Annotated in this window: 20 protein-coding genes; 13 read left to right on the top strand and 7 right to left on the bottom strand. The window is 41.9% G+C overall.

Annotated elements, in window-relative coordinates:
• Nucleotides 1–203: 203 nt before the first annotated feature.
• The 3 genes from purL to L4F93_RS02770 all read left to right on the top strand — a co-directional run bounded on the left by purL (nt 204) and on the right by L4F93_RS02770 (nt 5,712).
• A complete protein-coding gene (purL, locus tag L4F93_RS02780; RefSeq protein ID WP_250351024.1) occupies nt 204–4,097 on the top strand; it encodes a phosphoribosylformylglycinamidine synthase in 3,894 nt (1,297 codons plus the stop codon).
• Between the two features lie 149 nt (nt 4,098–4,246).
• Nucleotides 4,247–4,783, top strand: a complete 537-nt coding sequence (locus tag L4F93_RS02775) for an NADPH-dependent FMN reductase (RefSeq protein WP_250351023.1) — start codon at nt 4,247–4,249, stop codon at nt 4,781–4,783.
• Between the two features lie 29 nt (nt 4,784–4,812).
• Entirely contained in the window at nt 4,813–5,712 is a 900-nt protein-coding gene (locus tag L4F93_RS02770) for a pirin family protein (protein ID WP_250351022.1), read from the top strand.
• A 99-nt stretch (nt 5,713–5,811) separates the two neighbouring features.
• Here L4F93_RS02770 and dusA read toward each other — a convergent pair whose 3' ends face one another.
• From dusA to L4F93_RS02745, 5 genes are all read right to left on the bottom strand, one after another.
• Entirely contained in the window at nt 5,812–6,810 is a 999-nt protein-coding gene (dusA, locus tag L4F93_RS02765; protein WP_250351021.1) for a tRNA dihydrouridine(20/20a) synthase DusA, read from the bottom strand.
• Complete coding sequence (locus L4F93_RS02760; RefSeq protein ID WP_442778825.1) at nt 6,810–8,216, bottom strand: chloride channel protein; 1,407 nt, start codon at nt 8,214–8,216, stop codon at nt 6,810–6,812. The genes dusA and L4F93_RS02760 overlap by 1 nt, the downstream gene beginning before the upstream one ends.
• Nucleotides 8,217–8,357: 141 nt before the next feature.
• Complete coding sequence (deoD, locus tag L4F93_RS02755) at nt 8,358–9,074, bottom strand: purine-nucleoside phosphorylase (protein ID WP_250351019.1); 717 nt, start codon at nt 9,072–9,074, stop codon at nt 8,358–8,360.
• A 21-nt stretch (nt 9,075–9,095) separates the two neighbouring features.
• On the bottom strand, nt 9,096–10,334 hold the full coding sequence (gene deoB, locus L4F93_RS02750; RefSeq protein WP_250351018.1) for a phosphopentomutase: 1,239 nt from the start codon (nt 10,332–10,334) through the stop codon (nt 9,096–9,098).
• Between the two features lie 208 nt (nt 10,335–10,542).
• Nucleotides 10,543–11,805: a NupC/NupG family nucleoside CNT transporter gene (locus L4F93_RS02745; RefSeq protein ID WP_250351017.1), complete on the bottom strand. Its 1,263-nt coding sequence runs from the start codon at nt 11,803–11,805 to the stop codon at nt 10,543–10,545.
• Between the two features lie 241 nt (nt 11,806–12,046).
• Between L4F93_RS02745 and yczE the strand changes: the two genes are divergently transcribed.
• From yczE to rplS, 7 genes are all read left to right on the top strand, one after another.
• Nucleotides 12,047–12,697 carry a membrane protein YczE gene (gene yczE / locus L4F93_RS02740; protein WP_250351016.1) on the top strand — a complete coding sequence of 217 codons (651 nt, stop codon included), beginning with the start codon at nt 12,047–12,049 and terminating at the stop codon, nt 12,695–12,697.
• Between the two features lie 81 nt (nt 12,698–12,778).
• Nucleotides 12,779–13,552, top strand: a complete 774-nt coding sequence (locus L4F93_RS02735) for a glycosyltransferase family 2 protein (protein WP_250351015.1) — start codon at nt 12,779–12,781, stop codon at nt 13,550–13,552.
• A gap of 10 nt (nt 13,553–13,562) precedes the next feature.
• Nucleotides 13,563–14,591 (top strand): glycosyltransferase family 4 protein, encoded by a 1,029-nt coding sequence (locus tag L4F93_RS02730; RefSeq protein ID WP_250351014.1) that lies wholly within the window; start codon nt 13,563–13,565, stop codon nt 14,589–14,591.
• Between the two features lie 156 nt (nt 14,592–14,747).
• Nucleotides 14,748–14,996: a 30S ribosomal protein S16 gene (rpsP, locus tag L4F93_RS02725; RefSeq protein WP_250351013.1), complete on the top strand. Its 249-nt coding sequence runs from the start codon at nt 14,748–14,750 to the stop codon at nt 14,994–14,996.
• A gap of 36 nt (nt 14,997–15,032) precedes the next feature.
• On the top strand, nt 15,033–15,560 hold the full coding sequence (gene rimM / locus L4F93_RS02720) for a ribosome maturation factor RimM (RefSeq protein ID WP_250351012.1): 528 nt from the start codon (nt 15,033–15,035) through the stop codon (nt 15,558–15,560).
• A 62-nt stretch (nt 15,561–15,622) separates the two neighbouring features.
• Nucleotides 15,623–16,375 carry a tRNA (guanosine(37)-N1)-methyltransferase TrmD gene (gene trmD / locus L4F93_RS02715; RefSeq protein ID WP_250351011.1) on the top strand — a complete coding sequence of 251 codons (753 nt, stop codon included), beginning with the start codon at nt 15,623–15,625 and terminating at the stop codon, nt 16,373–16,375.
• A 72-nt stretch (nt 16,376–16,447) separates the two neighbouring features.
• Nucleotides 16,448–16,798 (top strand): 50S ribosomal protein L19, encoded by a 351-nt coding sequence (rplS, locus tag L4F93_RS02710; protein ID WP_250351010.1) that lies wholly within the window; start codon nt 16,448–16,450, stop codon nt 16,796–16,798.
• A 65-nt stretch (nt 16,799–16,863) separates the two neighbouring features.
• Here rplS and L4F93_RS02705 read toward each other — a convergent pair whose 3' ends face one another.
• Entirely contained in the window at nt 16,864–17,697 is an 834-nt protein-coding gene (locus tag L4F93_RS02705; RefSeq protein WP_250351009.1) for a MurR/RpiR family transcriptional regulator, read from the bottom strand.
• 250 nt (nt 17,698–17,947) lie between these two features.
• Between L4F93_RS02705 and L4F93_RS02700 the strand changes: the two genes are divergently transcribed.
• From L4F93_RS02700 to rsmB, 3 genes are all read left to right on the top strand, one after another.
• Nucleotides 17,948–19,861, top strand: coding sequence for a bifunctional 5-dehydro-2-deoxygluconokinase/5-dehydro-2-deoxyphosphogluconate aldolase (locus L4F93_RS02700; RefSeq protein WP_250351008.1), 1,914 nt, complete (start codon nt 17,948–17,950; stop codon nt 19,859–19,861).
• Between the two features lie 234 nt (nt 19,862–20,095).
• The gene (fmt, locus tag L4F93_RS02695; protein WP_250351007.1) at nt 20,096–21,055 is read left to right on the top strand and encodes a methionyl-tRNA formyltransferase; all 960 of its coding nucleotides are present in this window, start codon (nt 20,096–20,098) and stop codon (nt 21,053–21,055) included.
• Between the two features lie 26 nt (nt 21,056–21,081).
• Nucleotides 21,082–22,425: a 16S rRNA (cytosine(967)-C(5))-methyltransferase RsmB gene (rsmB, locus tag L4F93_RS02690; RefSeq protein ID WP_250351607.1), complete on the top strand. Its 1,344-nt coding sequence runs from the start codon at nt 21,082–21,084 to the stop codon at nt 22,423–22,425.
• A 152-nt stretch (nt 22,426–22,577) separates the two neighbouring features.
• Here the strand turns inward: rsmB and L4F93_RS02685 are convergent, their stop codons facing one another.
• Nucleotides 22,578–23,327: an amino acid ABC transporter ATP-binding protein gene (locus tag L4F93_RS02685; protein ID WP_250351006.1), complete on the bottom strand. Its 750-nt coding sequence runs from the start codon at nt 23,325–23,327 to the stop codon at nt 22,578–22,580.

Below are 23,327 nucleotides of genomic sequence, written 5' to 3'. Positions count from 1 at the left end.
TTCTCGCTTGCCTTAGCTAATTAACAACCGCCTTTTGCCTAAATCAAAAGTGCGGTCGTTTTTTTCTCTTTTTTTATCCATAACACCACGTTTTTAATGAATTCGTCTTTTATCCATTACCATACTTACGCAAACGTTTTCGTTTTGCTAAAAATTCCTCTATAATAGCCAAGTTTTTCATTAATCTAACCAATGGTAAGTCTATGTTGCAGATTTTTCGTGGCTCTCCAGCCCTTTCGCCTTTCCGTTTAAATCAACTCGTCCAACGCTTTCAACAAGCACAACTTCCAGTGAAATCTTGCTATGCAGAATATCAACATTTTGCAGAACTCAGTGAAGCATTGAATACGCTTGAAGAGCAAGAATTAACCCAATTATTACATTATGGTCCAAACTTGGCACAGCACGAACCACAAGGGGAATGTTTTATTGTTATCCCTCGTGTTGGCACGATTTCTTCTTGGTCGTCAAAGGCCACTGATATTGCACACAACTGCGGTTTAAATAAAGTAGTGCGTTTAGAGCGTGGGTTGGCGTTTTATTTTGAGTTAGAACGTGCATTAAATGAGCAAGAACAGGCTGAACTCATTAGCCATATTTACGATCGAATGATGGAAACAGTGATCCGCACACCACAAGAAGCGGAAGTGCTATTCCAACAACAGCCGCCAAAAGCCTTTACCCGAGTGGATATTTTAAACGGCGGTCGCCAAGCCCTAGAACAAGCCAATGTGGAATTGGGCTTAGCATTGGCAGAAGATGAAATTGATTATTTAGTGGAAAATTTCACCGCACTTGGACGCAATCCAACAGATGTGGAACTTTATATGTTCGCACAAGCCAATTCAGAGCATTGCCGCCACAAAATTTTTAATGCAGATTGGATCATTGACGGCGAAAAACAAGAAAAATCCCTGTTCAAAATGATCAAAAATACCTTTGAGAAAACCCCAGATTATGTGCTTTCTGCTTATAAAGATAACGCGGCGGTAATGGAAGGCTCGAAAGTTGGACGCTTTTTCCCTGATCAAGATAGACAATATCGCTATCATAACGAAGATGCGCATATTCTAATGAAAGTGGAAACTCACAACCACCCAACGGCAATTTCCCCGTTCCCAGGTGCGGCAACAGGATCGGGCGGTGAGATTCGTGATGAAGGGGCGACAGGTCGCGGCGCAAAACCCAAAGCAGGATTGGTGGGCTTTTCCGTGTCTAACTTGCTGATTCCTGATTTTGAGCAACCTTGGGAAAATCCATTATCTAAGCCGAACCGTATCGCTTCCGCCCTAGATATTATGCTGGAAGGGCCTTTAGGCGGTGCGGCATTTAACAATGAATTTGGTCGTCCTGCTTTGCTTGGTTATTTCCGTACTTATGAAGAAAAAGTAAACAGCTTTAACGGCGAAGAAGTGCGCGGCTATCACAAGCCAATTATGCTCGCAGGCGGTATCGGGAATATCCGTGCAGAACACGTGCAAAAAGGTGAAATCCCTGTGGGGGCGAAATTGATCGTGCTTGGCGGCCCTGCGATGAATATCGGCTTAGGCGGTGGTGCGGCTTCTTCAATGGCATCAGGCAAATCGAAAGAAGATTTGGATTTTGCTTCTGTACAGCGTGATAACCCTGAGATGGAACGCCGTTGTCAAGAAGTGATCGACCGCTGTTGGCAAATGGGCGAGGACAATCCAATTCTGTTTATCCACGATGTGGGCGCAGGTGGTTTGTCTAATGCAATGCCAGAGTTAGTTCACGATGGCGGACGTGGCGGACGCTTTGAATTGCGTGATATTTTATGTGATGAAAAAGGAATGTCGCCGTTAGAAATTTGGTGTAACGAATCGCAAGAACGCTATGTGCTGGCTGTTGCACCAGATAAATTAGCCTTATTTGAGCAACTTTGTCAGCGTGAACGTGCGCCATTTGCCGTAATCGGTGAAGCCACAGAACAAGAACATCTCACCTTGCACGATGATCATTTCCATAATGATCCCATTGATTTACCAATGAACGTGTTGCTCGGCAAAACGCCAAAAATGACGCGCGATGTGGTGTCTAAACAAGTGCATAATCCACCGCTTGATCAATCAACTATTGAATTAAAAGAAGCGCTACACCGCGTATTACGTTTGCCGGTGGTGGCAGAGAAAACGTTCCTGATTACCATTGGTGATCGCTCCGTAACAGGTATGGTGGCACGGGATCAAATGGTCGGCCCGTGGCAAATCCCTGTAGCGGATTGTGCGGTTACCACCACCTCTTTAGACAGCTATCACGGCGAAGCAATGGCAATGGGCGAACGCGCCCCTGTGGCATTGTTAGATTTCGCTGCTTCTGCCCGTTTAGCCGTGGCAGAAAGCTTAACCAATATTGCCGCAACAGATATTGGAGATATTAAACGTATTAAACTTTCTGCTAACTGGATGTCTGCCGCAGGGCATACGGGCGAAGATGCTGGGCTTTATGAAGCCGTGAAAGCCGTGGGGGAAGAACTTTGCCCGCAATTAGGCTTAACCATTCCAGTGGGGAAAGACTCAATGTCTATGAAAACCACTTGGCAGGAAAATGGCGAACAAAAATCCGTTACCGCACCGCTTTCCTTAGTTATCAGTGCCTTTGCGCGCGTGGAAGATGTGCGCAAAACCGTTACGCCACAATTACGCACAGATAAAGGCAGCAGCCGTTTATTATTGATTGATTTAGGTGAGGGCAAAAATCGCTTAGGTGCAACGGCATTGGCGCAGGTTTATAAACAATTAGGTGATAAACCTGCAGATGTGGTGAATGTGGAAAGCCTGAAAGGCTTCTTCAATGCAATGCAACAACTTGTGAATGAACAAAAATTGCTGGCTTACCACGATCGTTCAGACGGCGGCTTGATCATCACCCTTGCTGAAATGGCCTTTGCAGGGCATTGTGGTGTTTCTGTGGATATTAGTGCGTTGGGCGATAATGATCTAGCAGTGCTGTTTAATGAAGAATTGGGTGCGGTAATCCAAGTGAAAGATAGTGTTCTGACCGCTGTTCGTCAGGCTTTCGAGCAAAATGGCGTACTGCATTTACTGAAAGAACTTGGCACGGTAACCACAGACAATCAAGTTGAAATTACGCGTGGCACGAAAGTGCTATTGAAAGAAACTCGTTCTGAATTGCGTGGTATTTGGGCGGAATTGACCCACAAAATGCAGGCATTGCGCGATAATCCAGAATGTGCCGATCAAGAATTTGCCGCGAAGAAAAATCCGAATGATAAAGGCTTCTCCGTGTCTTTAACTTATGATGTCAATGAAGACATTGCCGCCCCTTATATTGCTACAGGTGTGCGTCCACGCATTGCCATTTTACGCGAGCAAGGGGTGAACAGCCATTATGAAATGGCAGCGGCGTTCGACCGTGCAGGCTTTGATGCCATTGATGTGCATATGAGCGATTTACAACAGCAACGTCATCACTTAACAGACTTCCAAGCCCTTGTTGCTTGTGGTGGTTTCTCTTATGGTGATGTGCTAGGTGCTGGTGGCGGTTGGGCAAAATCTATCCTATTTAACACCGCACTTCGCGATCAATTTGCCACTTTCTTTGAGCGTGAAAACACCCTTGCTTTAGGGGTATGTAATGGTTGTCAAATGTTAGCGAATTTGGCTGAAATTATCCCGGGAACAGAAGCCTGGCCACGTTTTGTGCGTAACCAATCGGAACGTTTTGAAGCGCGCGTCGCAATGGTTCGCATCAATGAGACGGCTTCACTGTGGTTTAACGGAATGGCTGGCTCTCATATGCCAATCGCGGTTTCTCACGGTGAAGGACGTGTAGAGTTCAAAAATGATCAGCAACTTGCTATGTTGCGTGAACAAAATTTGATTATTGCACAATATATTGATAATGATCTCAACCCAACCACCCAATACCCCGCCAACCCAAATGGTTCCGTGGATGGTATTACCGCACTCACCAACTGCAATGGACGTGTCGCCATTATGATGCCACACCCAGAACGGGTTTACCGCGCTGTTTCCAATTCGTGGTATCCTGAAGATTGGACAGAAGACGGCGCGTGGATGCGATTATTCAGAAACGCAAGAGCCGCGTTAAAATAAGAAAGCATAGGAAAAAACAAAGTGCGGTGATTTTTCACCGCACTTTTTCTTATCAGGAAAAAGATCATTTCTAAAATGCCGATTGTTTGGGAGGAGGGGGGAGATTTATAATTGGCGAAAATTTCCCCTAATGTATTGAGGTTATAATAATGAACATTTCGCTGATTATTGGCAGTTTAAGCAAACAATCTATTAATCGAAGTATTGCAAATTACATCGTTGCTCAGTTTCCTGCTGAGGTAAAGGTGCAGGAAGTACGCATTGATGATTTGCCTCTTTACACACAAGATCGCGATAAGGAAAGCGTGGCAGAATATGATCGCGTGCGTGAGCAAATTAAAATGGCTGATGCAGTACTCATTGTTAGCCCTGAACATAATCGCGCAATACCTGCAGCCACGAAAAATATCATTGATATTGCTTCTCGACCTTATGGACAAAATTTATGGCAAGGTAAGAAAGTGGCTATTGTTACTGCCTCACCGGGCGCTTATGGCGGGATTAATGCGGGTCTGCAAATTCGTCAAAGTTTACAAAGTATTGGTGCGAACGTGCTGATTTCTCCAGAAGTTTTTCTTAGCCGTGTGACGCAAGCGCTTAATGAACAAGGGGAAGTAGCAGATGAACGCACCGCGGTTTTTTTAAGTAAGTTTGCACAAACTTTTATTCAATGGGCGAAAGCATAAGGCAATAAACTAAAGCATAAGGAACGAAAATGAGCGTAGATAAATTAAATGCAATAACCAAAGATGTCGGTGGCATTCCTGTAGCGCGTTTGTTACCACAAGCGGGTAAGCGTACCATTGGGGCGTGGTGTTTTCTTGATCACGCAGGGCCATCAGAATTTACCGATGATAATGCGGGCTTGCAAGTCGGTGCGCATCCACATACCAATTTACAGACGTTTACGTGGATGCTTGAAGGGGAAGTTTGGCATCAAGATAGCCTTGGTTATCGTCAATTAATTAAGCCCAAACAAGTGAATTTAATGACTGCTGGCACTGGTAGCCAGCGTGGCATTAGCCATACGGAACAAACCCCTGAAGGCGTGCATCAGCTTCACGCGGTACAGCTTTGGATTGCGCTCCCAATGGATCAAGAGATTGAGCCAAATTTTCAACATTATCCTCAATTGCCTGAATGGCAGGAAAATGGCGTAAATTATATTTTAACCACCGGTAGCTATCAAGGCAGAACCGCACCAACACAGCAATATAGCCCATTAGTTGGCGTAGATATTCAATTTCAACAGTCCCAAACACTGCGTATAGAACAGCAACCAAACTTTGAATATGGCGTACTGGTACTGAAAGGCAACGTAGAGATTGAGGGGCATATTTACCAACAAGATCAACTGGTTAGTTTAACGGATTGCCAAACCCACGAATTTAACATCAAAGGGGAAGCGGGCAGCCATATTATGTTGCTCGGGGGAGAACCGCTCACACATAAAACCTTAGTGTGGTGGAATTTTGTCGCAGATAGTCAAGCGGCTTTGCGTCAAGCTGTGGAGGATTGGAATAATGGGCATTCGCGTTTTGGACATATTGATCTAGAAGGTACGCGCTTACGTCGCTTAATTGCACCTGAAATGCCTGCCAAATTAGTGGAATAAATGAACGTTACGCTTAAGCCCTTTGTAAAAAGGGCTTTCTTTTACAATAAAAAGTTGTGAAAAAAACACCGCACTTTTCTATTTTAGTTTCTCCCACAATTAGGCTTCCACAAAAGCCAAAGCCTGTTCCACGATTTCAATGCCTGCCCCCGTTTTATGGGCGTTTTCGCTGAGATGTCTGCGCCATTGACGAGCGCCTTTGCAATGTTGGAATGCGCCAAGCATATGGCGGGTGATGTGATTAAGATGAACGCCTTGCGCAAGTTGTTGTTCGATATAGGGGAACATTTTTTCCACTGCCTCTTTTGGATGAACAATAGGGCATTGTGGATCAAACAAGGCGTGGTCAATATAGCCTAATAAACTCGGGTTTTGATAAGCTTCACGCCCAACCATTACGCCATCCACATAACGCAGATGTTGTTGCATTTCTTCAATGGTTTTAATCCCGCCGTTAATGCTGATTAAAAGTTGTGGAAAATCCCGTTTTAGCTGATAAACACGCTCATAATCAAGGGGGGGAATTTCACGATTTTCCTTCGGGCTTAATCCACTGAGCCACGCTTTGCGTGCGTGGACGATCAATTCTTGACAGCTTGCTTGTGTCACTTTCTGCACGAAATCACAGAGAAATTCATAGCTATCAAGATCATCAATGCCAATACGGGTTTTTACCGTGACAGGAATATCCACCACAGACTGCATACGCTGCACACAATCTGCAACTAAATTCGCTTTCGCCATCAGGCAAGCACCAAACATTCCGTTTTGCACGCGATCAGACGGGCAACCCACGTTTAAATTAATTTCTTGATAACCACGCTCTGCGGCAAGTTTTGCACAATGTTGTAATTGTTCGGGATCACTCCCGCCAAGTTGAAGTGCCACAGGGTTTTCTGCCAGATCAAATTCCAAATGATCGTACTTGGCGTGAATAATTGCACCTGTGGTGATCATTTCCGTATAAAGCAATGCGTGCTGACTGAATTGGCGATGGAAATAACGGCAATGGCGCGTTGTCCAATCAAGCATTGGAGCAACAGAAAATCGCCCACGATAAAAGTGCGGTGTGTTTTTTGTTGATTTTTGTTGGGTCATTATTTGTTTTCTTCTTGTACGGCTTTTGGCTGTTCTTGTTGCTTTAACTCAGCTTGTTTTGCCTGCTCTTGAATACGCTGGCGGAAACGCCCTGCGGCAAAATGATAGAACGGTTTCGCATTAAACTGGCGTGAAATGATAGAAGCGATAAGACTACAAATCAAGAGCCAAAATAGCACGGGTTCACTGGATGTCATTTCCATTACTACCACGCTTGCTGTAACAGGGGATTGTGTTGCTCCAGCTAAGAACGCCGCCATACATAATAAAACCAGTAAACGTTGATCTACAATGCCCCCTGTAAGCGACCAGATTTGTACACCAATGCCCGCTCCCGTGGTTAATGATGGGGTGAAAATCCCCCCAGCCGTGCCTGTCCAATAAGTTGCAACGGTGGCGAATAGTTTACTTATGCCTACTTCACTCCCTATTTCGACACCACTCAATGCTTGGGTAACCACTTCATAGCCTGTGCCATAAGTTTGTCCGTGGGTGAACGTGCCAAGCCCCGCAAGGATTAAGCCTAAAATAAAGGCGGTATAAATAGGGTGACGGCGAATCCACCCGCGAATTTTAGCCGGTGCAGTGCCAGCCACCCCTTTAGCTAATAAGCGAGCAAAAATACCGCCTAAAATGCCACTTACTATGCCACATAATGCAGCCCATAAGAACATATAAGGCACGGAAGTTTCCCCTTGATAATTCGGAAAATAGGGGTTATTGCCCTCAATGGCGACCAAAATAAACCCTGCGGTGAGTACCCCGAGTAGCACACGGCGTTCCCAACGGAGCAAAATGCCACGCCCTAATTCTTCAATCGCAAAAATCACCCCAGCCAGAGGGGCATTAAATGCTGCTGCCAGTCCACCTGCTGCACCCGTTGCCATTAATTCATTGGCATTTAAGCCTTTAAATGCCAAACCGTGGCGACGACACACGTTGCCCCACGCATACATTACCGCTGCACCCACTTGTACAGAAGGCCCTTCGCGCCCCACTGATGCACCAAATAACATCGCTAAAAAGGTGAGTGGGATTTTCCACAGCGTTTGTCCAAAGGCAATGAGCTTACTTTTATTGGCGCTATACGGCATATCAATTGAGGCGATAACTTGTGGAATGCCACTGCCCGAAACATAAGGGGTGTATTTAGCGGTAAACCACGCCAAAAAAGCCAGTCCTAAAGGCAGCACAATCCATACTGCATAAGGATATTTGGCACTCCAATGGGCATTCCAATGTAAGGCTAAATCGGCAAATTTGGCAAAGCCAAGGGAGAATAAGGATACTAACGCTGCACCGATTAACAGACAGGAAAATTCAATGGTTTTACGCGAAATGCGATAGCTTTGGCGTAATTTTCGATGAATAAAATGACGAATTTTTTGGGTAAATCGCATTAACATTTTAGCTAGCAGAGATGAAAATGAATTGAGGGAAATTATAGCAATATTTTCTTATGCAAAATATGCCAAGGATCAATAAGATGAAAAATTGCTAAAAAAACACCGCACTTAGTTTCCCGTACGGTGTGATTTCATTAGGGATTAAGCCTGATCACCAAGCAATACACTTTCTAACGCAATTTCAATCATTTCATTGAAAGTCAGTTGGCGTTCTTCCGCGCTCGTTTGCTCGTGGGTACGGATATGGTCTGATACCGTACAAATGGTTAAGGCTTTTGCGCCAAATTCTGCTGCAACACCGTAGATGCCCGCTGCTTCCATTTCTACGCCTAAAATGCCGTATTTTTCCATCACATCAAACATTTCAACATCAGGGGTATAGAAAAGATCGGCTGAATAAAGGTTACCCACACGCACGTTGATGCCTTTATTTTTTGCTGCTTGTACGGCAGCTTGAGTCATTTCAAAGTCGGCAATGGCAGCAAAGTCATTATCTTTAAAACGAATACGATTGACTTTTGAATCGGTACAAGCACCTAATCCAATAATCACATCGCGTAGTTTCACATCAGCACGTACTGCACCGCACGACCCGACGCGGATAATTTTTTTCACACCATAATCGGTAATTAATTCTTTGGCGTAAATGGAGCAAGAGGGAATCCCCATTCCGTGTCCCATTACCGAAATTTTTCGCCCTTTGTAAGTGCCTGTGTAGCCTAACATATTACGCACATTGGTAACTTCTTTGGCATCTTCCAAGAAGGTTTCCGCAATGTATTTGGCACGCAATGGATCGCCGGGCATTAATACTACATCAGCAAAAGCACCTGCTGGGGCGTTGATATGTGGAGTCATAATAAAGTCCTCTTCTATTGATTAATCTTGGTTGTTGAAATTAAGGATTGATTTACCGTAATCCATTGGAGATAAGCCAAAATAGTCGGCAATAGTTTGCCCTACATCAGCAAAGGTTTCACGTTTGCCTAAAAAGGCTTTTGGTACTTGTGAGCCATAAAGCAATACGGGAATATGCTCACGAGTATGATCCGTGCCGTGCCAAGTTGGATCGCAACCGTGGTCGGCAGTGAAAATAAGCAAATCACCTTCATTCATTAAGGCTAATAGTTCTGGGATACGGCTGTCGAAATATTCTAATGCAGCGGCATAACCTGCGACATCACGGCGGTGGCCAAAATCAGAATCAAAGTTTACAAAGTTAGTGAAAACGATGGCATTTTCGCCCGCTCTTTTGACTTCTACAAGGGTTTTATCAAATAATTCTGCCAAGCCTGTGGCTTTGACTTTTTCGGTAATGCCCGTATGAGCGTAAATATCAGCGATTTTGCCGATAGAAATCACATCCCCTTGTTTTTCTTCGACTAATTTCTGTAATACGGTTTTGGCGGGTGGCTCAATGGCGTAGTCTTTACGGTTACCAGTACGAGAAAATTCGCCGGCTTTGTTGCCAACAAACGGACGAGCAATGACACGCCCAATGTTGTAATCGGCTAATTCTTCACGCACAATTTCGCATAATTCGTACAGCTTGTCTAAGCCGTAGGTTTCTTCGTGGCAGGCAATTTGGAAGACGGAATCTGCCGAGGTGTAGAAAATAGGTTTACCTGTTTTCATATGTTCTTCGCCCAGTTGATCTAAAATCACGGTACCGGATGAATGGCAGTTGCCAAGGTAACCTTCTAAGCCCGCACGTTCGACAATACGATCTAATAAAACCTGTGGAAAGCTGTTTTCGTGATCGGGGAAATAGCCCCAATCGAATAATACTGGCACACCTGCGATTTCCCAATGCCCTGACGGGGTGTCTTTACCTGATGAAATTTCTTTCGCATAAGCATACCCGCCAATCAATGCGGGGCTTGGATTAAAACCGGCTGGCAATTCGCCGCAAGATTCTTTGGCGGCTAAGCCTAAGCCCAGTTTTTCAAAATTAGGCAAATGAAGTGAACCTTTTCGCCCGTTTTTGTCTTCCAGCCCTTCGGCGCAGCGTTGTGCAATATGACCTAAGGTATTTGCGCTTTTATCGCCAAATTTTTCCGCATCTTCACTTGAACCGATACCGAAAGAGTCTAACATCATTATAAATACGCGTTTCATTTTAAGCTCCTTAATTATTGAACTCTGTGTTTGGGCTACAGAATGTTTGCTTTATTTGGAAGTGGAAAATGCTCATTGCTTCCTTATTGGAGAAATCCTAATCTCCTTGTAACATAATGATAGCAAACGTTTTCTTTGCCTTAATATGACAACACCACGAACAATGTCGTGGCGTTATCGAAAAAATGTGATGAAATTTTACCGCACTTTACAGCGCCGCACCACTTAAACCGATAAATAAACCGGCTATGGTTGCACTCATCAGATTAGCTAATGAACCTGCAATTACCGCTTTAATACCAAGACGTGCAATATCACCACGGCGACTTGGTGCCATTCCACCTAAGCCTCCAATTAAGATCGCGATAGAACTGAAATTTGCAAAACCACAAAGGGCGAAGGTAATAATTGCTTTTGTTTTATCGCTTAATTGTACCGCTGCATCCGCTGCAAGGTAAGGGGCAAATTCTAAGTAGCCAACAAATTCGTTCACCGCTAATTTAATCCCGATCATTTGACCTGCAATGCCCGCTTCGTTCCAAGGTACACCGATCACCCAAGCTAATGGGCGGAAAATCCAACCTAAAATTAAGCCAAGAGAAAGTTCTGGCATACCGAACCATCCGCCAATGCCACCTAATAAGCCATTTACTAAGGCAATTAATGCAACGAATGCAATTAACATCGCGCCCACATTCATTGCTAATTGCATACCAGATGACGCCCCTGCTGCGGCAGCATCAAGGATATTTGATGGCTGTTCTAAATCAACTTTTTCAATGTCATCATTGAATTTTTCTGTTTGAGGCACGATTAATTTTGCAAACAATAAGCCAGCAGGTGCTGCCATAAAGGATGCAGCAATTAAGTATGGCAATGGCACGCCTAAGCCAGCATAACCAGCTAATACTGAACCTGCGATAGAAGCCAATCCACCACACATCACGGCAAATAATTCTGATTCAGTCATTTTACTGACATAAGGTTTGACGACGAGTGGCGCTTCCGTTTGTCCAACAAAGATGTTTGCGGCAGCAGACATTGATTCCGCTTTGGAAGTGCCTAATGCTTTTTGTAAGCCACCACCAATAATTTTAATAATCCACTGCATTACGCCAATGTAATAAAGTAAGGAAATCAACGCAGAGAAGAACACAATAATCGGTAACACACGAATAGCAAAAATAAATCCGTCATTACCAAAAGCTTTAAATGACGCATCAGTTGCTAAACCACCGAAGACAAATTTAACCCCTTCATTCCCGTAATTTATCACTTTGCTTACGCCATTGGATAAGGCAAGCAAAATATCACGTCCAACTGGCACATAAAGAATAAATGCACCAATCAGAATTTGAATTAACAACGCCCCACCGACAGTACGCAAACTAATTGCACGGCGATTACTTGATAACAGAACGGCAATAGCAAGAAGTACAACAATGCCCAGCACACTTATTAAGCTACTCATATTAGAATTTCCTTAAATGTAAAATTGAGATAAAAACGCAAACGCATTTTACTGTTTTTTGTAACGAAATGCTTGCAAAAATGTACAAAAATGTGAAGGCAAGCGATTGCTTTGCGGTAAAAATGCACAATTTCTTAAACGTTTTAGCTATATGTTATAGAGATTAAGCAGTTGGGATTTAGGTAAATTTCCTTTATCATCATATCTCAAAGTGCGGTGCAAATTTACGATCAATTTATCTATGAAAAATCAATTTAACGTGCTTCCTCACACACCTTGGACAGCAAAAAAACATTGGTCAATTGAGTATCATTCCCTAGTAATGTTGATTATTTCTTTAACCATTTTAGGTATGGGGGAAGGCTTACTTTTACTGGCAAATTTAGGTTCAGCTCCTTGGACTGTGCTTTCGCAAGGGGTGGCATTACAAGCGGGCTTTAATGTTGGTTGGGCATCACTTATTATCAGTGCCATTGTTATGCTAATGTGGTTTCCACTTAAACTTCGCGCAGGTTTAGGAACGGTGTTAAATACCTTATTGGTTGCCTTGTCTTTAGGTATCACGGTAGACTTTATTTCCGTTCCTCATTCTATGCTGCTTCGCTTTACTTATGCCTTACTAGGTATTTTCTTATTTGGCGTAGCTTCCGCATTTTATCTCACTTGTCATCAAGGGGCAGGCCCTCGTGATGGGCTAATGGTTGGCTTATGTCAGCGATGGCATTGCAAAGTAGGTATAGTAAGAACCCTAATAGAGATTACTGTTTGTGCTATCGGCTTTTGTCTTGGGGGAACGGTGGGAATTGGAACGTTACTCTTTGCATTTAGTATTGGCTGGATTGTGCAATTAACATTAAATACCATTGGTTATTGTCTTAGGTTAAAAAAATAGTGCGGTACTTTTTGAATACTTTTTCTTTTGTGAGAAGATCTATTACACTTAGCAAAAAAGTAATTGAATAAGGATGAAATTATGCCAACAATCAGCGTTGCAATGATTATAAAAAATGAACAGCAAGATCTTGCACAATGTTTAGAAAGCGTGAAAGATTGGGTGGATGAGATTGTCATTTTAGACTCAGGTAGTACCGATAAGAGCAAAGAAATCGCGCTACAATATGGGGCTAAATTCTATGAGAATCGCGATTGGCAAGGCTTCGGCAAACAACGCCAACTGGCACAGCAATACGTAACCTCTGATTATGTGTTATGGTTAGATGCTGATGAGCGTGTTACAGATGAGCTGAAACAACAAATTCAGCAAGCTGTGGCGAAAAATTTGCCTAATGTGGTGTACGATATTCCACGTATCAGCGAAGTTTTCGGGCGTTTAATTCGTCATTCAGGCTGGTATCCCGATTATGTTGTGCGATTGTATCAAACCCAGTATGCTGGTTATAACGATGCCTTGGTTCATGAAAAAGTGATCTACCCAGAAAATACGATAGTGCAAAAACTAACGGGAAATTTGTTTCATTATCCTTATAAAAATTTACATCATTATCTGGTTAAATCAGCCAATTATGCCAGCGCGTGGGCAGAACAACGGGCAAAACAAGGAAAAAAAGCCACATTATTTCAAGGTATTACCCACGCAATCGGGTGTTTTGTCAAAATGTATTTCGTAAAAGCCGGTTTTTTAGACGGCAAACAGGGATTTTTATTGGCAGTGCTTTCTGCATTTTCTGTTTTTTCCAAATATGCTCAACTATGGTCAAAAAATATCTCTTCCCTAAATAATGATTAAAGGTGATTATATGAATAATGTTAAACCGGCGATTTTATTTATTAATATGGCAAAAGGCTTTGGCGGCGGGGAATTCCAAACCGAGCAATTAATGTTAATGTTACCTGACTATCAAGTTTACTTTTTTGGAAAAAAGAAGGGTAAATTTATCCAGAAATTAAAAGCATACAAAAATATTACTATTTTGAATTTTTTTCAGCTTATTAAACTTGTACTTAGTAAAAAAGCACTGATTATTCATGCTCAAGATGGTAGAGGTGCGCACATTGCAGGTTTCCTTAAATTGATTTCAGGTAAGCCTGTTGTAATAACAAGACATGTTGCATTTCCATTTAAACATAAATCGTCCACAAGATCTTATAAAAATGCTGATGTTTTAGTCGGTGTTAGCGAACAAGTCAGCCATAACTTAAAGGCGTTGAACAGTAATGTTAAAACAATTTATGGCTGTATAAAGCCTTTATTAGAGAATAATGAATTTGAGCAAACGTTTTTTTCAGAGAAAAAAGGGAAATTATCTATCGCTCATATTGGTAATTTACAAAAAGTGAAAAATTTTGAATTAACGATTGAGCTAGCAAAAAGCTTGCCTGAAATATTATTTTATATCGTTGGTTCAGGTGAATTAGAACAAGCCTTAAAAGAACAAGCAAAAGATTCAAATAACATTATTTTTATCCCTTTTACACCTTATATTGGTTCTGTATTTAAGCATATCAATTTGCAAATTATTCCTTCTCATTCTGAAGGTTTGGGGGCAGTAATATTAGAAGGGTACCAATATGGCGTTCCTGCACTAGCAAATTCTGTTGGTGGCATACCTGATATCATTGCAAATAACAAGACAGGCTATTTAATCAAACATAATACAATAGAATCTTATCAGTACGTTTTAACAGAATTACTTAATGCTCCAGAAAAACTTATTGAGCTAAAAGAGAATATCAAGATGTATATGCAACATAATGATTTTTCAGCACAAAATATGGCAAGACAGTATGTTGAAATTTATCGCGTTCTCTTAAAAGAGAAATCCTAGTCATTGCCGGTTATACAACAGCGAATATTTGTTGCCTTTTTAGCGAGAAAGAGTATAATCCACAGGCTTTTTGTCTATATATACAGAGAAAAAAGTAAGCATTCCCACTCCTTCGATGTGGGTTTTCTTTTTGTTTATTAAAATTAGAGGAAGGTTATGGTAACCATTCGTTTATCTCGTGGCGGAGCTAAAAAACGCCCATTTTATCAAATTGTTGTCGCTGACAGCCGTTGCCCTCGTGATGGTCGTTTTATTGAGCGTGTTGGCTTTTTTAACCCATTAGCAGCAGGTAAAGCTGAACGTTTACGCATTAATTTAGAGCGCGTAAATGCTTGGGTTGAAAAAGGGGCGACATTATCTGATCGCGTTAGCTCTTTAGTAAAAGAAGCGCAAAAAGCTGCTTAATTGCAGATTTTTCAGATTAATTAATAGGTGAATAAAATGACACAACAAAGAATCGAAGTAGTTGGGAAATTAGGTTCAACATACGGAATTCGTGGTTGGTTACGTATTTATTCATCAACAGAACAAGCTGAAAGCATTTTTGATTATCAGCCTTGGTTTTTAAAAATTAAAGGTCAATGGCAAGCAACAGAATTAGAGAGCTGGAAACATCATAATCACGAGCTTATTGTTAAATTAAAAGGTATCAATGATCGTGAAATGGCGCAAACCCTCGCAAATATTGAAATCGGTGTTGATTTAAGTGTATTCCCTCAGTTAGAAGAAGGGGATTATTATTGGCACGATTTAATTGGCTGTGATGTTGTAAATTTACAAGGTTACAAAATGGGTAAAGTGGCAGAAATGATGGAAACTGGCTCAAATGATGTCTTAGTTGTGCGAGCAAATAGCAAAGATGCTTTTGGTAAACAAGAACGGTTAATTCCGTTTTTGTATGGACAAGTAGTTAAAAGAGTAGATCTCACTACCAAGACTATTGACGTGGAGTGGGACGCTGGTTTCTAAACTCAGGCATACAGTGAGCTTTAGGTTGTAGCATTTCGAGCCTACAAATTAGGAAAATAACAATGTGGATTGGTCTTGTATCATTGTTCCCCGAAATGTTTAAAGCGATTACTGAGTATGGGGTAACGGGACGAGCCGTAAAACAAAATCTCTTGCAAGTACAGTGTTGGAATCCACGGGATTTTACCACGGATAAACATCAAACCGTTGATGACCGCCCTTACGGCGGTGGGCCTGGAATGTTGATGATGGTGCAACCATTACGAGATGCAATCCACGCCGCTAAAACGGTCGCAGGAGAGGGGGTAAAGGTAATTTATCTTTCACCACAAGGTCGTAAGCTCGATCAAAATGGTGTAACAGAATTGGCGCAAAATCAAAAATTGATTTTAGTCTGTGGTCGTTACGAAGGCATTGATGAACGAGTGATTGAAACTGAGATTGACGAAGAATGGTCAATCGGTGATTACGTTTTAACGGGTGGTGAATTACCCGCAATGACATTAATTGATGCCGTTGCACGCTTTATTCCCGGTGTATTAGGCAAACAAGCCTCCGCACAAGAAGATTCTTTTGCGGAAGGATTGCTTGACTGTCCCCACTATACTCGCCCAGAGGTACTCGATGGAATGTCAGTACCTACGGTGTTGATGTCAGGTAACCACGCAGAAATTCGCAAATGGCGATTAAAACAATCGTTATTACGAACGTGGTTAAGACGCCCTGAGCTATTGGAAAGCCTAGCTCTGACTGACGAACAACGGAAATTGCTGGCGCAAGTAAAACTTGAACAGCAAGCAAATAAAGTTGATTAGTTGAGCGCGAAATGGCTTTGTCCAGTTTCGTGAAATCATCAGTTAATACTAGGATCTTAGAAGGATTACACAATGAGTAACATCATTAAACAAATTGAACAAGAACAATTAAAACAAAACGTACCTAGCTTTCGTCCGGGTGATACTTTAGAAGTTAAAGTATGGGTTGTTGAAGGGAGCAAACGTCGTCTGCAAGCATTCGAAGGCGTGGTTATTGCAATTCGTAACCGTGGCTTGCACAGCGCATTCACTTTACGTAAAGTGTCTAACGGTGTAGGTGTTGAGCGTGTATTCCAAACTCACTCACCTGTTGTAGAAAGCATCGCCGTTAAACGTAAAGGTGCGGTTCGTAAAGCGAAACTTTACTACTTACGTGAGCGTTCAGGTAAATCTGCACGTATTAAAGAGCGTCTTGGCGATTAATTTTCCAAGCAGAAATAAGAAAGGCTTGAGAGGCATTCTCAAGCCTTTTTGTTTATTATTTGTTTTTAAAGAGGTAATTCTTTCTTCAATGCCAGTGTAATTGCTAAGGTTTGCACTAAAGTCATTGTTGCACATTGTGAGCGAAAGCCACGCACTTGGGCTTCTTTAATTACAAAAGAGACATCACTAAAAGCGATTAGAGGACTAATTTGGCTATCCGTGATTGCGATCTGCTTTACACCTTTATTTGCTGTGGTATGCATAATATCTACGGTTTCTTTCGCGTAAGGAGAGAAACTGATTGCAATGACAACATCACCCTCTTTAACTAAATTCAGTTGTTCATCAAACATTCCCCCTAAGCCATTAATTAAAAATGAACGGCAATCTAAGTGATGTAGGGCATAATCGAAATAGCTTGCTATGCTAAAGGAGCGTTTTAAGCCAATAATGAAAATATTATTCGCATTGTTTAGAATTTCCACTGCGCGTTGTATTTCTTGTTCAGAAGTTTGGTTAGCTAGTTGCTGTAAAGCTTGATGATTTGCTTGAGTAAAAATATTTAAAATATCCACCCCACTTTCCCGATTGGCCTGTTCTGGTTCAAGCTGACGAAAAAGTTGTAAGCGCTCAGTGTAATTTGCTGTTTCTTCCATTAGGTTTTCACGGAAGATTTGTTTCATTTCATTAAACCCACTGAATCCAAAAGCATTAGCAAAGCGAATTAGAGTGGAAGGCGGTACATTGGCTCGTTCAGAAATGGTGGCTACTGTATCAAAGACCACACTATTACTATTGTCTAGTACATATTGTGCCACTTGCTTTAAGCGCTTACTTAAGTTGTCATAACGCGCACGGATTTCATTTTGTAATTGGACTAATTGAGAGTTATTTTGCATTCTACTTTCCTAACGAAATAAACATTTTATAACTTAATTAATGATAGCAAAAATTTCATCTGAACAGAAAATGTTCTTTGATAAATTTTAAGGTTTTGTTGCAGTTTTATCATAAATAGAGAAAATCTTTGTGATCTACTTCTCAAATATTAATTTCATAAAATGACATTTTTGAAATATATGTTTTAATTTGACTATGATTTTATGAGTTAAGTATTTTGTGATTTCATCATCACTAAGGAAAAGCACAATGAAAACGACTGAAAAAACCTTAGATCTTATTTGTCTTGGACGTGTGGCAGTAGATTTGTATGCTCAACAAATTGGCTGTCGTTTGGAAGACGTTACTTCTTTTGCGAAATATTTAGGCGGATCGTCAGGAAATGTTGCTTATGGTACAGCGGTACAAGGTATTAAATCCTCAATGCTGGCTCGTGTAGGTGATGAACATATGGGACGTTTCTTACGTGAAGAATTACAACGAGTTGGGGTAGATACGAGTCATCTTATTACTGACAAAGCACGCTTAACTGCCTTAGTCATTTTAGGTATCAAAGATCAAGATACTTTCCCACTTATTTTTTATCGCGATAATTGTGCGGATATGGCAATTGATGCGAAGGATTTTGATGAAGCTTATATTGCTTCAGCAAAAGCGCTTGCGATTACAGGAACACATTTATCTCATCCTAACACACGCCAAGCAGTATTGACTGCCTTAGAGTATGCTGGGCGTAACGGCACAAAACGCTTGCTTGATATTGATTATCGTCCTGTTTTGTGGGGATTAACCTCTCTTGGTGATGGTGAAACTCGCTTTATTGATTCTGAAGCCGTGACTAAATCCCTGCAAGAAGTGTTACACCATTTTGACGTGTTAGTTGGCACTGAAGAAGAATTCCATATTGCCGGCGGCTCAACAGATACACTGACTGCATTAAAAAATGTGCGTAAGGTGAGTGATGCTACTCTTGTATGTAAACGTGGTGCATTAGGTTGCTCCGTGTTTGAAGGTGATATTCCTAATGATTTAGATGGGGGTATTAATGTTTACGGGGTTCGGGTTGAGGTATTGAATGTTTTAGGTGCAGGTGATGCCTTTATGTCAGGCTTATTACGTGGTTATATCAATGGAGAAAGCTGGGAGCAATGCTGCCGTTATGCTAATGCTTGCGGTGCATTAGTGGTTTCACGTCATGGCTGTGCGCCAGCAATGCCAACTAAAACAGAACTTGATGATTATCTTGCTCGAGCAGAAAGCGTGCCACGTCCTGACCTAGATTTACAACTAAATCATTTACATCGTGTCACCTCACGTAAAAAACAATGGAATGATCTCTGCATTTTTGCTTTTGATCATCGCAAACAACTTGTTGATATGGCACAAAAGTGTGGGGCTAATTTAGATAAAATTCCTGTTCTAAAAAAACTTCTCGTGCAAGCTGCTGAACAAACAGCTCAACAAGAAGGTATTTCCAACGGATATGCAGGGGTCCTCGCAGACACAACCTTTGGGCAAGCTGCACTCAATGAAATCACAGGGAAAGGCTGGTGGATAGGGCGACCAATTGAATTACCCTCTTCTCGCCCGCTACGTTTAGAGTACGGTGATCTCGGTAGCCAACTAATCAATTGGCCAGCGGAACACGTTGTTAAATGTCTTGTTTTCTATCATCCCGCAGATAATGCAGATTTACGCATAGAGCAAGACGAAATGCTCAAACAAGTTTATCAAACTTGTTGCCGTACAGGGCATGAGTTGTTGTTAGAAATTATTTTGCCTGTAGATATGGAACAAAACGAACATTATTATGCAGAAATGATTAAGCACTTCTATGCCATTGGCATTAAGCCAGATTGGTGGAAATTACCCGGTGTATCCTCACTGGCTTGGCAAGAGATCAGCAATATCATTGAACAAAGTGATCCTTATTGCCGTGGTATTCTTATTTTAGGATTGGATGCACCAGAAGAAACATTTGGACAGGTCTTTAAAGCCTCTGCTAATACACCATTAGTCAAAGGTTTTGCTGTGGGGCGTACGATTTTTGGTCAGCCATCTTACCAATGGCTATCAGGAGAGCTTTCGGATGCGCAATTGGTTGAAGCTGTATCTGAACGTTATAGACGATTAATTCGATTATGGAAAAATCGTAAAAATTAACGACACTAGGTTTGCTTTCATAAACATTGTGAGCAAGTCAAACGGCTTGCTCATTTGTTTTAGACATTGGCTAAGTGCGGTTGTTTTTTACAAATTTTCCACCGCACTTTATTTTTAGTTTCTTTAATAGACCTTTCTTTCAGCATTTTTTTCACCCCAAGTTAAAAATACATTATACTTAACGCTAAGAATTACCTTGCATCTATAACTATTTGCATAATGAAGAGAAATGCGATGACAAAACCTTTAAATATCATTTTTGCAGGTACGCCAGAATTTGCGGCACAACATTTGGCGGCCTTGTTGAATTCAGAACATAATGTAATTGCGGTTTACACCCAGCCAGATAAGCCCGCAGGACGTGGTAAGAAACTACAAGCCAGTGCGGTGAAACAGTTAGCAGAGCAGCATCAGATTCCTGTTTATCAACCTAAATCCTTACGCAAAGAAGAGGCGCAACACGCGCTCGCTGCGTTAAATGCCGATGTGATGGTCGTGGTGGCGTATGGGTTAATTTTGCCAAAAGCGGTTTTGGACGCACCAAGATTAGGCTGTTTGAATGTACACGGTTCCATTTTACCTCGTTGGCGTGGCGCTGCCCCCATTCAACGTGCCATTTGGGCAGGCGATGCTCAGACTGGGATCACCATTATGCAAATGAACGAAGGCTTGGATACGGGGGATATGCTGCATAAAGTGTATTGCGATATCAGCGCTGAAGAAACCTCTTTGAGCCTTTATCATAAGCTGGAAAAAATTGCCCCAAATGCGTTGCTTGAGGTATTAAATGGTTTAGAGGCGGGACAATTTCAGCCGGAAGTGCAAGATGATGCCTTGGCTAACTACGCCGATAAACTGTCTAAACAAGAGGCTAAATTAGATTGGCAATGTTCCGCAGTACAGCTTGAGCGTTGTATTCGAGCCTTTAATCCTTGGCCGATCAGTTATTTTGTTACGACCGATAGTGATGGCAATGAACAGGCCTTAAAGGTCTATCAAGCAACGGTGTTACCTCATCAGGATCAACTTGCGGGGACGATTTTACAGGCAGATAAAAATGGCATTCAAATTGCCACAGTCGATGGCGTGTTAAATCTTACTCAGCTTCAACCAGCGGGTAAAAAGCCAATGTCGGCACAAGATTTACTTAATGGCAGAGCAGATTGGTTCCCCATAGGTAAGGTATTAGCATAATGAAGCAAACAAAACCTCAAGCAAAAATGCCTAAAAAAAGTACCGCACTTGCTGCGAAATCCCTTTCTGTGCGAGCCGTGTCGGCACAATATCTTTTGCAAGTGTTAGATAAAGGACAATCGCTTTCTACCTTACTTGCTGAAAAAAATCCTGCGCTGAAAGAACAGGATCTTCCCTTATTACAAGAAATTTGCTTTGGTGTATGCCGTGTGTTGCCCCGTCTAACGCAAATTATTCAGCAATTAGTGGATAAGCCGTTGAAAGGCAAAACTCGCCTTGTGCATTGTTTATTGCTAGTGGGCTTGTATCAACTTTTATATTTACGCACTCCCGATCACGCGGTAGTTGATGAAATGGTAAAGGCGACGCAAAGCCTGAAATTAGACAGTTTCAAAGGCTTGGTGAATGGCGTGCTACGCCGTTTCTTACGCGAACAGGCGAATATTCTAGAGAAAGTAGATAAACATTGGCAAACCTTGCACCCAGAATGGTTAGTGAATAAGCTGAAAAAAGCCTATCCAAATTGGCGAGAAATTATTGAAGCGAATAATCAAAAACCGCCAATGTGGTTAAGAGTGAATGTGCAACATAGCAATGTTGATGATTATCTCGCTTTATTACAAAAAGTAGGCATTGACGCAGTGGCGGGAGAGCATCCACAGTCCATTCGTTTAATACAGGCAAAAAATGTGGCGCAATTACCACACTTTATGGAAGGTTGGCTCACTGTGCAAGATTTGCACGCTCAATGGTCAGCGCGATTACTTGCCCCACAAAATGAGGAAGTGATTTTAGATGCGTGTGCCGCACCGGGAGGAAAAACCACCCACATTTTAGAACTTGCCCCGCAAGCCAATGTGATCGCATTAGATGTAGAACGGCATCGCTTACAACGGGTGGAAGAAAATTTAGCACGAATGGGACAAAAAGCGTTAGTGATTTGCGGTGATGCAAGCCAGCCAGAACAGTGGCTCAGTCAGATTCAGCAACAATTCGGAGAAAGTTCGGTGCAATTTGACCGGATTTTGCTTGATGCCCCTTGCTCTGCAACAGGGGTTATTCGCCGCCACCCTGATATAAAATGGTTACGTAAAGAAAGTGATATCGCCCCTTTGGTCGCCTTACAAAAAGCCATTTTAACTGCCTTATGGCAACGTTTGAAACCTAACGGTGTGTTGCTTTATGCCACTTGTTCATTATTGCCAGAGGAAAACGGCGCGCAAATTACTGACTTTTTACAACAGCACCCTGAGGCGGAATTAATGCCACTGCCATTCCCTGAGCAAACACAAGCTGGTCATCAATTTTTTCCACAAGAAAATGGTGGTGATGGCTTTTATTACGCAAAATTAGTGAAAAAAGCGGATTAAATTTTACAATGTGGTTATGATACGAAAATAAGAAGTGCGGTGTTTTTTACGCCATTTTTTCTCCTCACAGCGCCGACTTTTAGCTGATAAAACGGTAAGAAAAAACCGATGATTTCTCATCGGTTTCGTTTTTTTATCACGCTTTATTGTTGTCATTCTGCCTTTAAACGATGTAAAAAGGCTTTTGTGCGTTCGTGTTTTGGATTGGCAAATAATGCTTGTGGCGAACCTTGTTCAACAATGACGCCACCGTCCATTACCACAACCACATCCGCCACATCTAGGGCAAATTTGATTTCGTGCGTTACCACAACCATTGTCCAACCTTCGTTAGCGAGTGCTTTCATTGTGTTTAGCACATCTTGTACTAATTCCGGATCGAGTGCGGAAGTGGGTTCATCAAAGAGCATTAATTCAGGTTGAATCGCCAGTGCGCGAGCAATCCCAACACGTTGTTGCTGACCGCCTGAAAGTTGGTAAGGATAAAGATCTTTTTTGTCTAATAATCCCACTTTTTCCAATAAGGTTTCAGCTTCTTGACGGACGATTTTGGCATCGCGTTTTTGCACTTGCACAGGGCCTTCCATAATGTTTTCCAAGGCGGTTTTGTGCGGAAATAGGTTATATTGTTGGAACACCATTCCTGATTTACGGCGCAAAGGTAAAATCTGCTTATTGATATTGTTACTTGCAAAATCGACGGTGAGTGGATTTTCTTGGGTAAATTCAATCGTGCCTTGCTCTGGTAATTCTAAGGCATTCAAACAACGTAAGAAAGTCGTTTTGCCTGAACCTGAAGGCCCAAGAATAACCACCACTTCGCCTTTGTGAATATCAAGATCAATCCCTTTTAGTACAGGATTATGACCAAAGGTTTTATGAATATTGCGTACTTTAATCAT

It is taken from the genome of Avibacterium sp. 20-132 (assembly GCF_023611925.1).
Taxonomy (GTDB): Bacteria; Pseudomonadota; Gammaproteobacteria; order Enterobacterales; family Pasteurellaceae; genus Avibacterium.
This window is presented reverse-complemented; position numbering and strand designations above follow the sequence as displayed.

What these genes read in the sequence shown, in the direction of transcription:
- rpsP (WP_250351013.1), top strand. Translation starts at nt 14,748, where the DNA reads ATGGTAACCATTCGTTTATCTCGTGGCGGAGCTAAAAAACGCCCATTT.
- deoD (WP_250351019.1), bottom strand. Translation starts at nt 9,074, where the DNA reads ATGACTCCACATATCAACGCCCCAGCAGGTGCTTTTGCTGATGTAGTA.
- fmt (WP_250351007.1), top strand. Translation starts at nt 20,096, where the DNA reads ATGACAAAACCTTTAAATATCATTTTTGCAGGTACGCCAGAATTTGCG.
- L4F93_RS02775 (WP_250351023.1), top strand. Translation starts at nt 4,247, where the DNA reads ATGAACATTTCGCTGATTATTGGCAGTTTAAGCAAACAATCTATTAAT.
- L4F93_RS02705 (WP_250351009.1), bottom strand. Translation starts at nt 17,697, where the DNA reads ATGCAAAATAACTCTCAATTAGTCCAATTACAAAATGAAATCCGTGCG.
- rimM (WP_250351012.1), top strand. Translation starts at nt 15,033, where the DNA reads ATGACACAACAAAGAATCGAAGTAGTTGGGAAATTAGGTTCAACATAC.
- L4F93_RS02760 (WP_442778825.1), bottom strand. Translation starts at nt 8,216, where the DNA reads ATGTTAATGCGATTTACCCAAAAAATTCGTCATTTTATTCATCGAAAA.
- dusA (WP_250351021.1), bottom strand. Translation starts at nt 6,810, where the DNA reads ATGACCCAACAAAAATCAACAAAAAACACACCGCACTTTTATCGTGGG.
- L4F93_RS02770 (WP_250351022.1), top strand. Translation starts at nt 4,813, where the DNA reads ATGAGCGTAGATAAATTAAATGCAATAACCAAAGATGTCGGTGGCATT.
- yczE (WP_250351016.1), top strand. Translation starts at nt 12,047, where the DNA reads ATGAAAAATCAATTTAACGTGCTTCCTCACACACCTTGGACAGCAAAA.
- L4F93_RS02730 (WP_250351014.1), top strand. Translation starts at nt 13,563, where the DNA reads ATGAATAATGTTAAACCGGCGATTTTATTTATTAATATGGCAAAAGGC.
- deoB (WP_250351018.1), bottom strand. Translation starts at nt 10,334, where the DNA reads ATGAAACGCGTATTTATAATGATGTTAGACTCTTTCGGTATCGGTTCA.
- L4F93_RS02700 (WP_250351008.1), top strand. Translation starts at nt 17,948, where the DNA reads ATGAAAACGACTGAAAAAACCTTAGATCTTATTTGTCTTGGACGTGTG.
- L4F93_RS02745 (WP_250351017.1), bottom strand. Translation starts at nt 11,805, where the DNA reads ATGAGTAGCTTAATAAGTGTGCTGGGCATTGTTGTACTTCTTGCTATT.
- trmD (WP_250351011.1), top strand. Translation starts at nt 15,623, where the DNA reads ATGTGGATTGGTCTTGTATCATTGTTCCCCGAAATGTTTAAAGCGATT.
- rsmB (WP_250351607.1), top strand. Translation starts at nt 21,082, where the DNA reads ATGCCTAAAAAAAGTACCGCACTTGCTGCGAAATCCCTTTCTGTGCGA.
- L4F93_RS02685 (WP_250351006.1), bottom strand. Translation starts at nt 23,327, where the DNA reads ATGATTAAAGTACGCAATATTCATAAAACCTTTGGTCATAATCCTGTA.
- purL (WP_250351024.1), top strand. Translation starts at nt 204, where the DNA reads ATGTTGCAGATTTTTCGTGGCTCTCCAGCCCTTTCGCCTTTCCGTTTA.
- L4F93_RS02735 (WP_250351015.1), top strand. Translation starts at nt 12,779, where the DNA reads ATGCCAACAATCAGCGTTGCAATGATTATAAAAAATGAACAGCAAGAT.
- rplS (WP_250351010.1), top strand. Translation starts at nt 16,448, where the DNA reads ATGAGTAACATCATTAAACAAATTGAACAAGAACAATTAAAACAAAAC.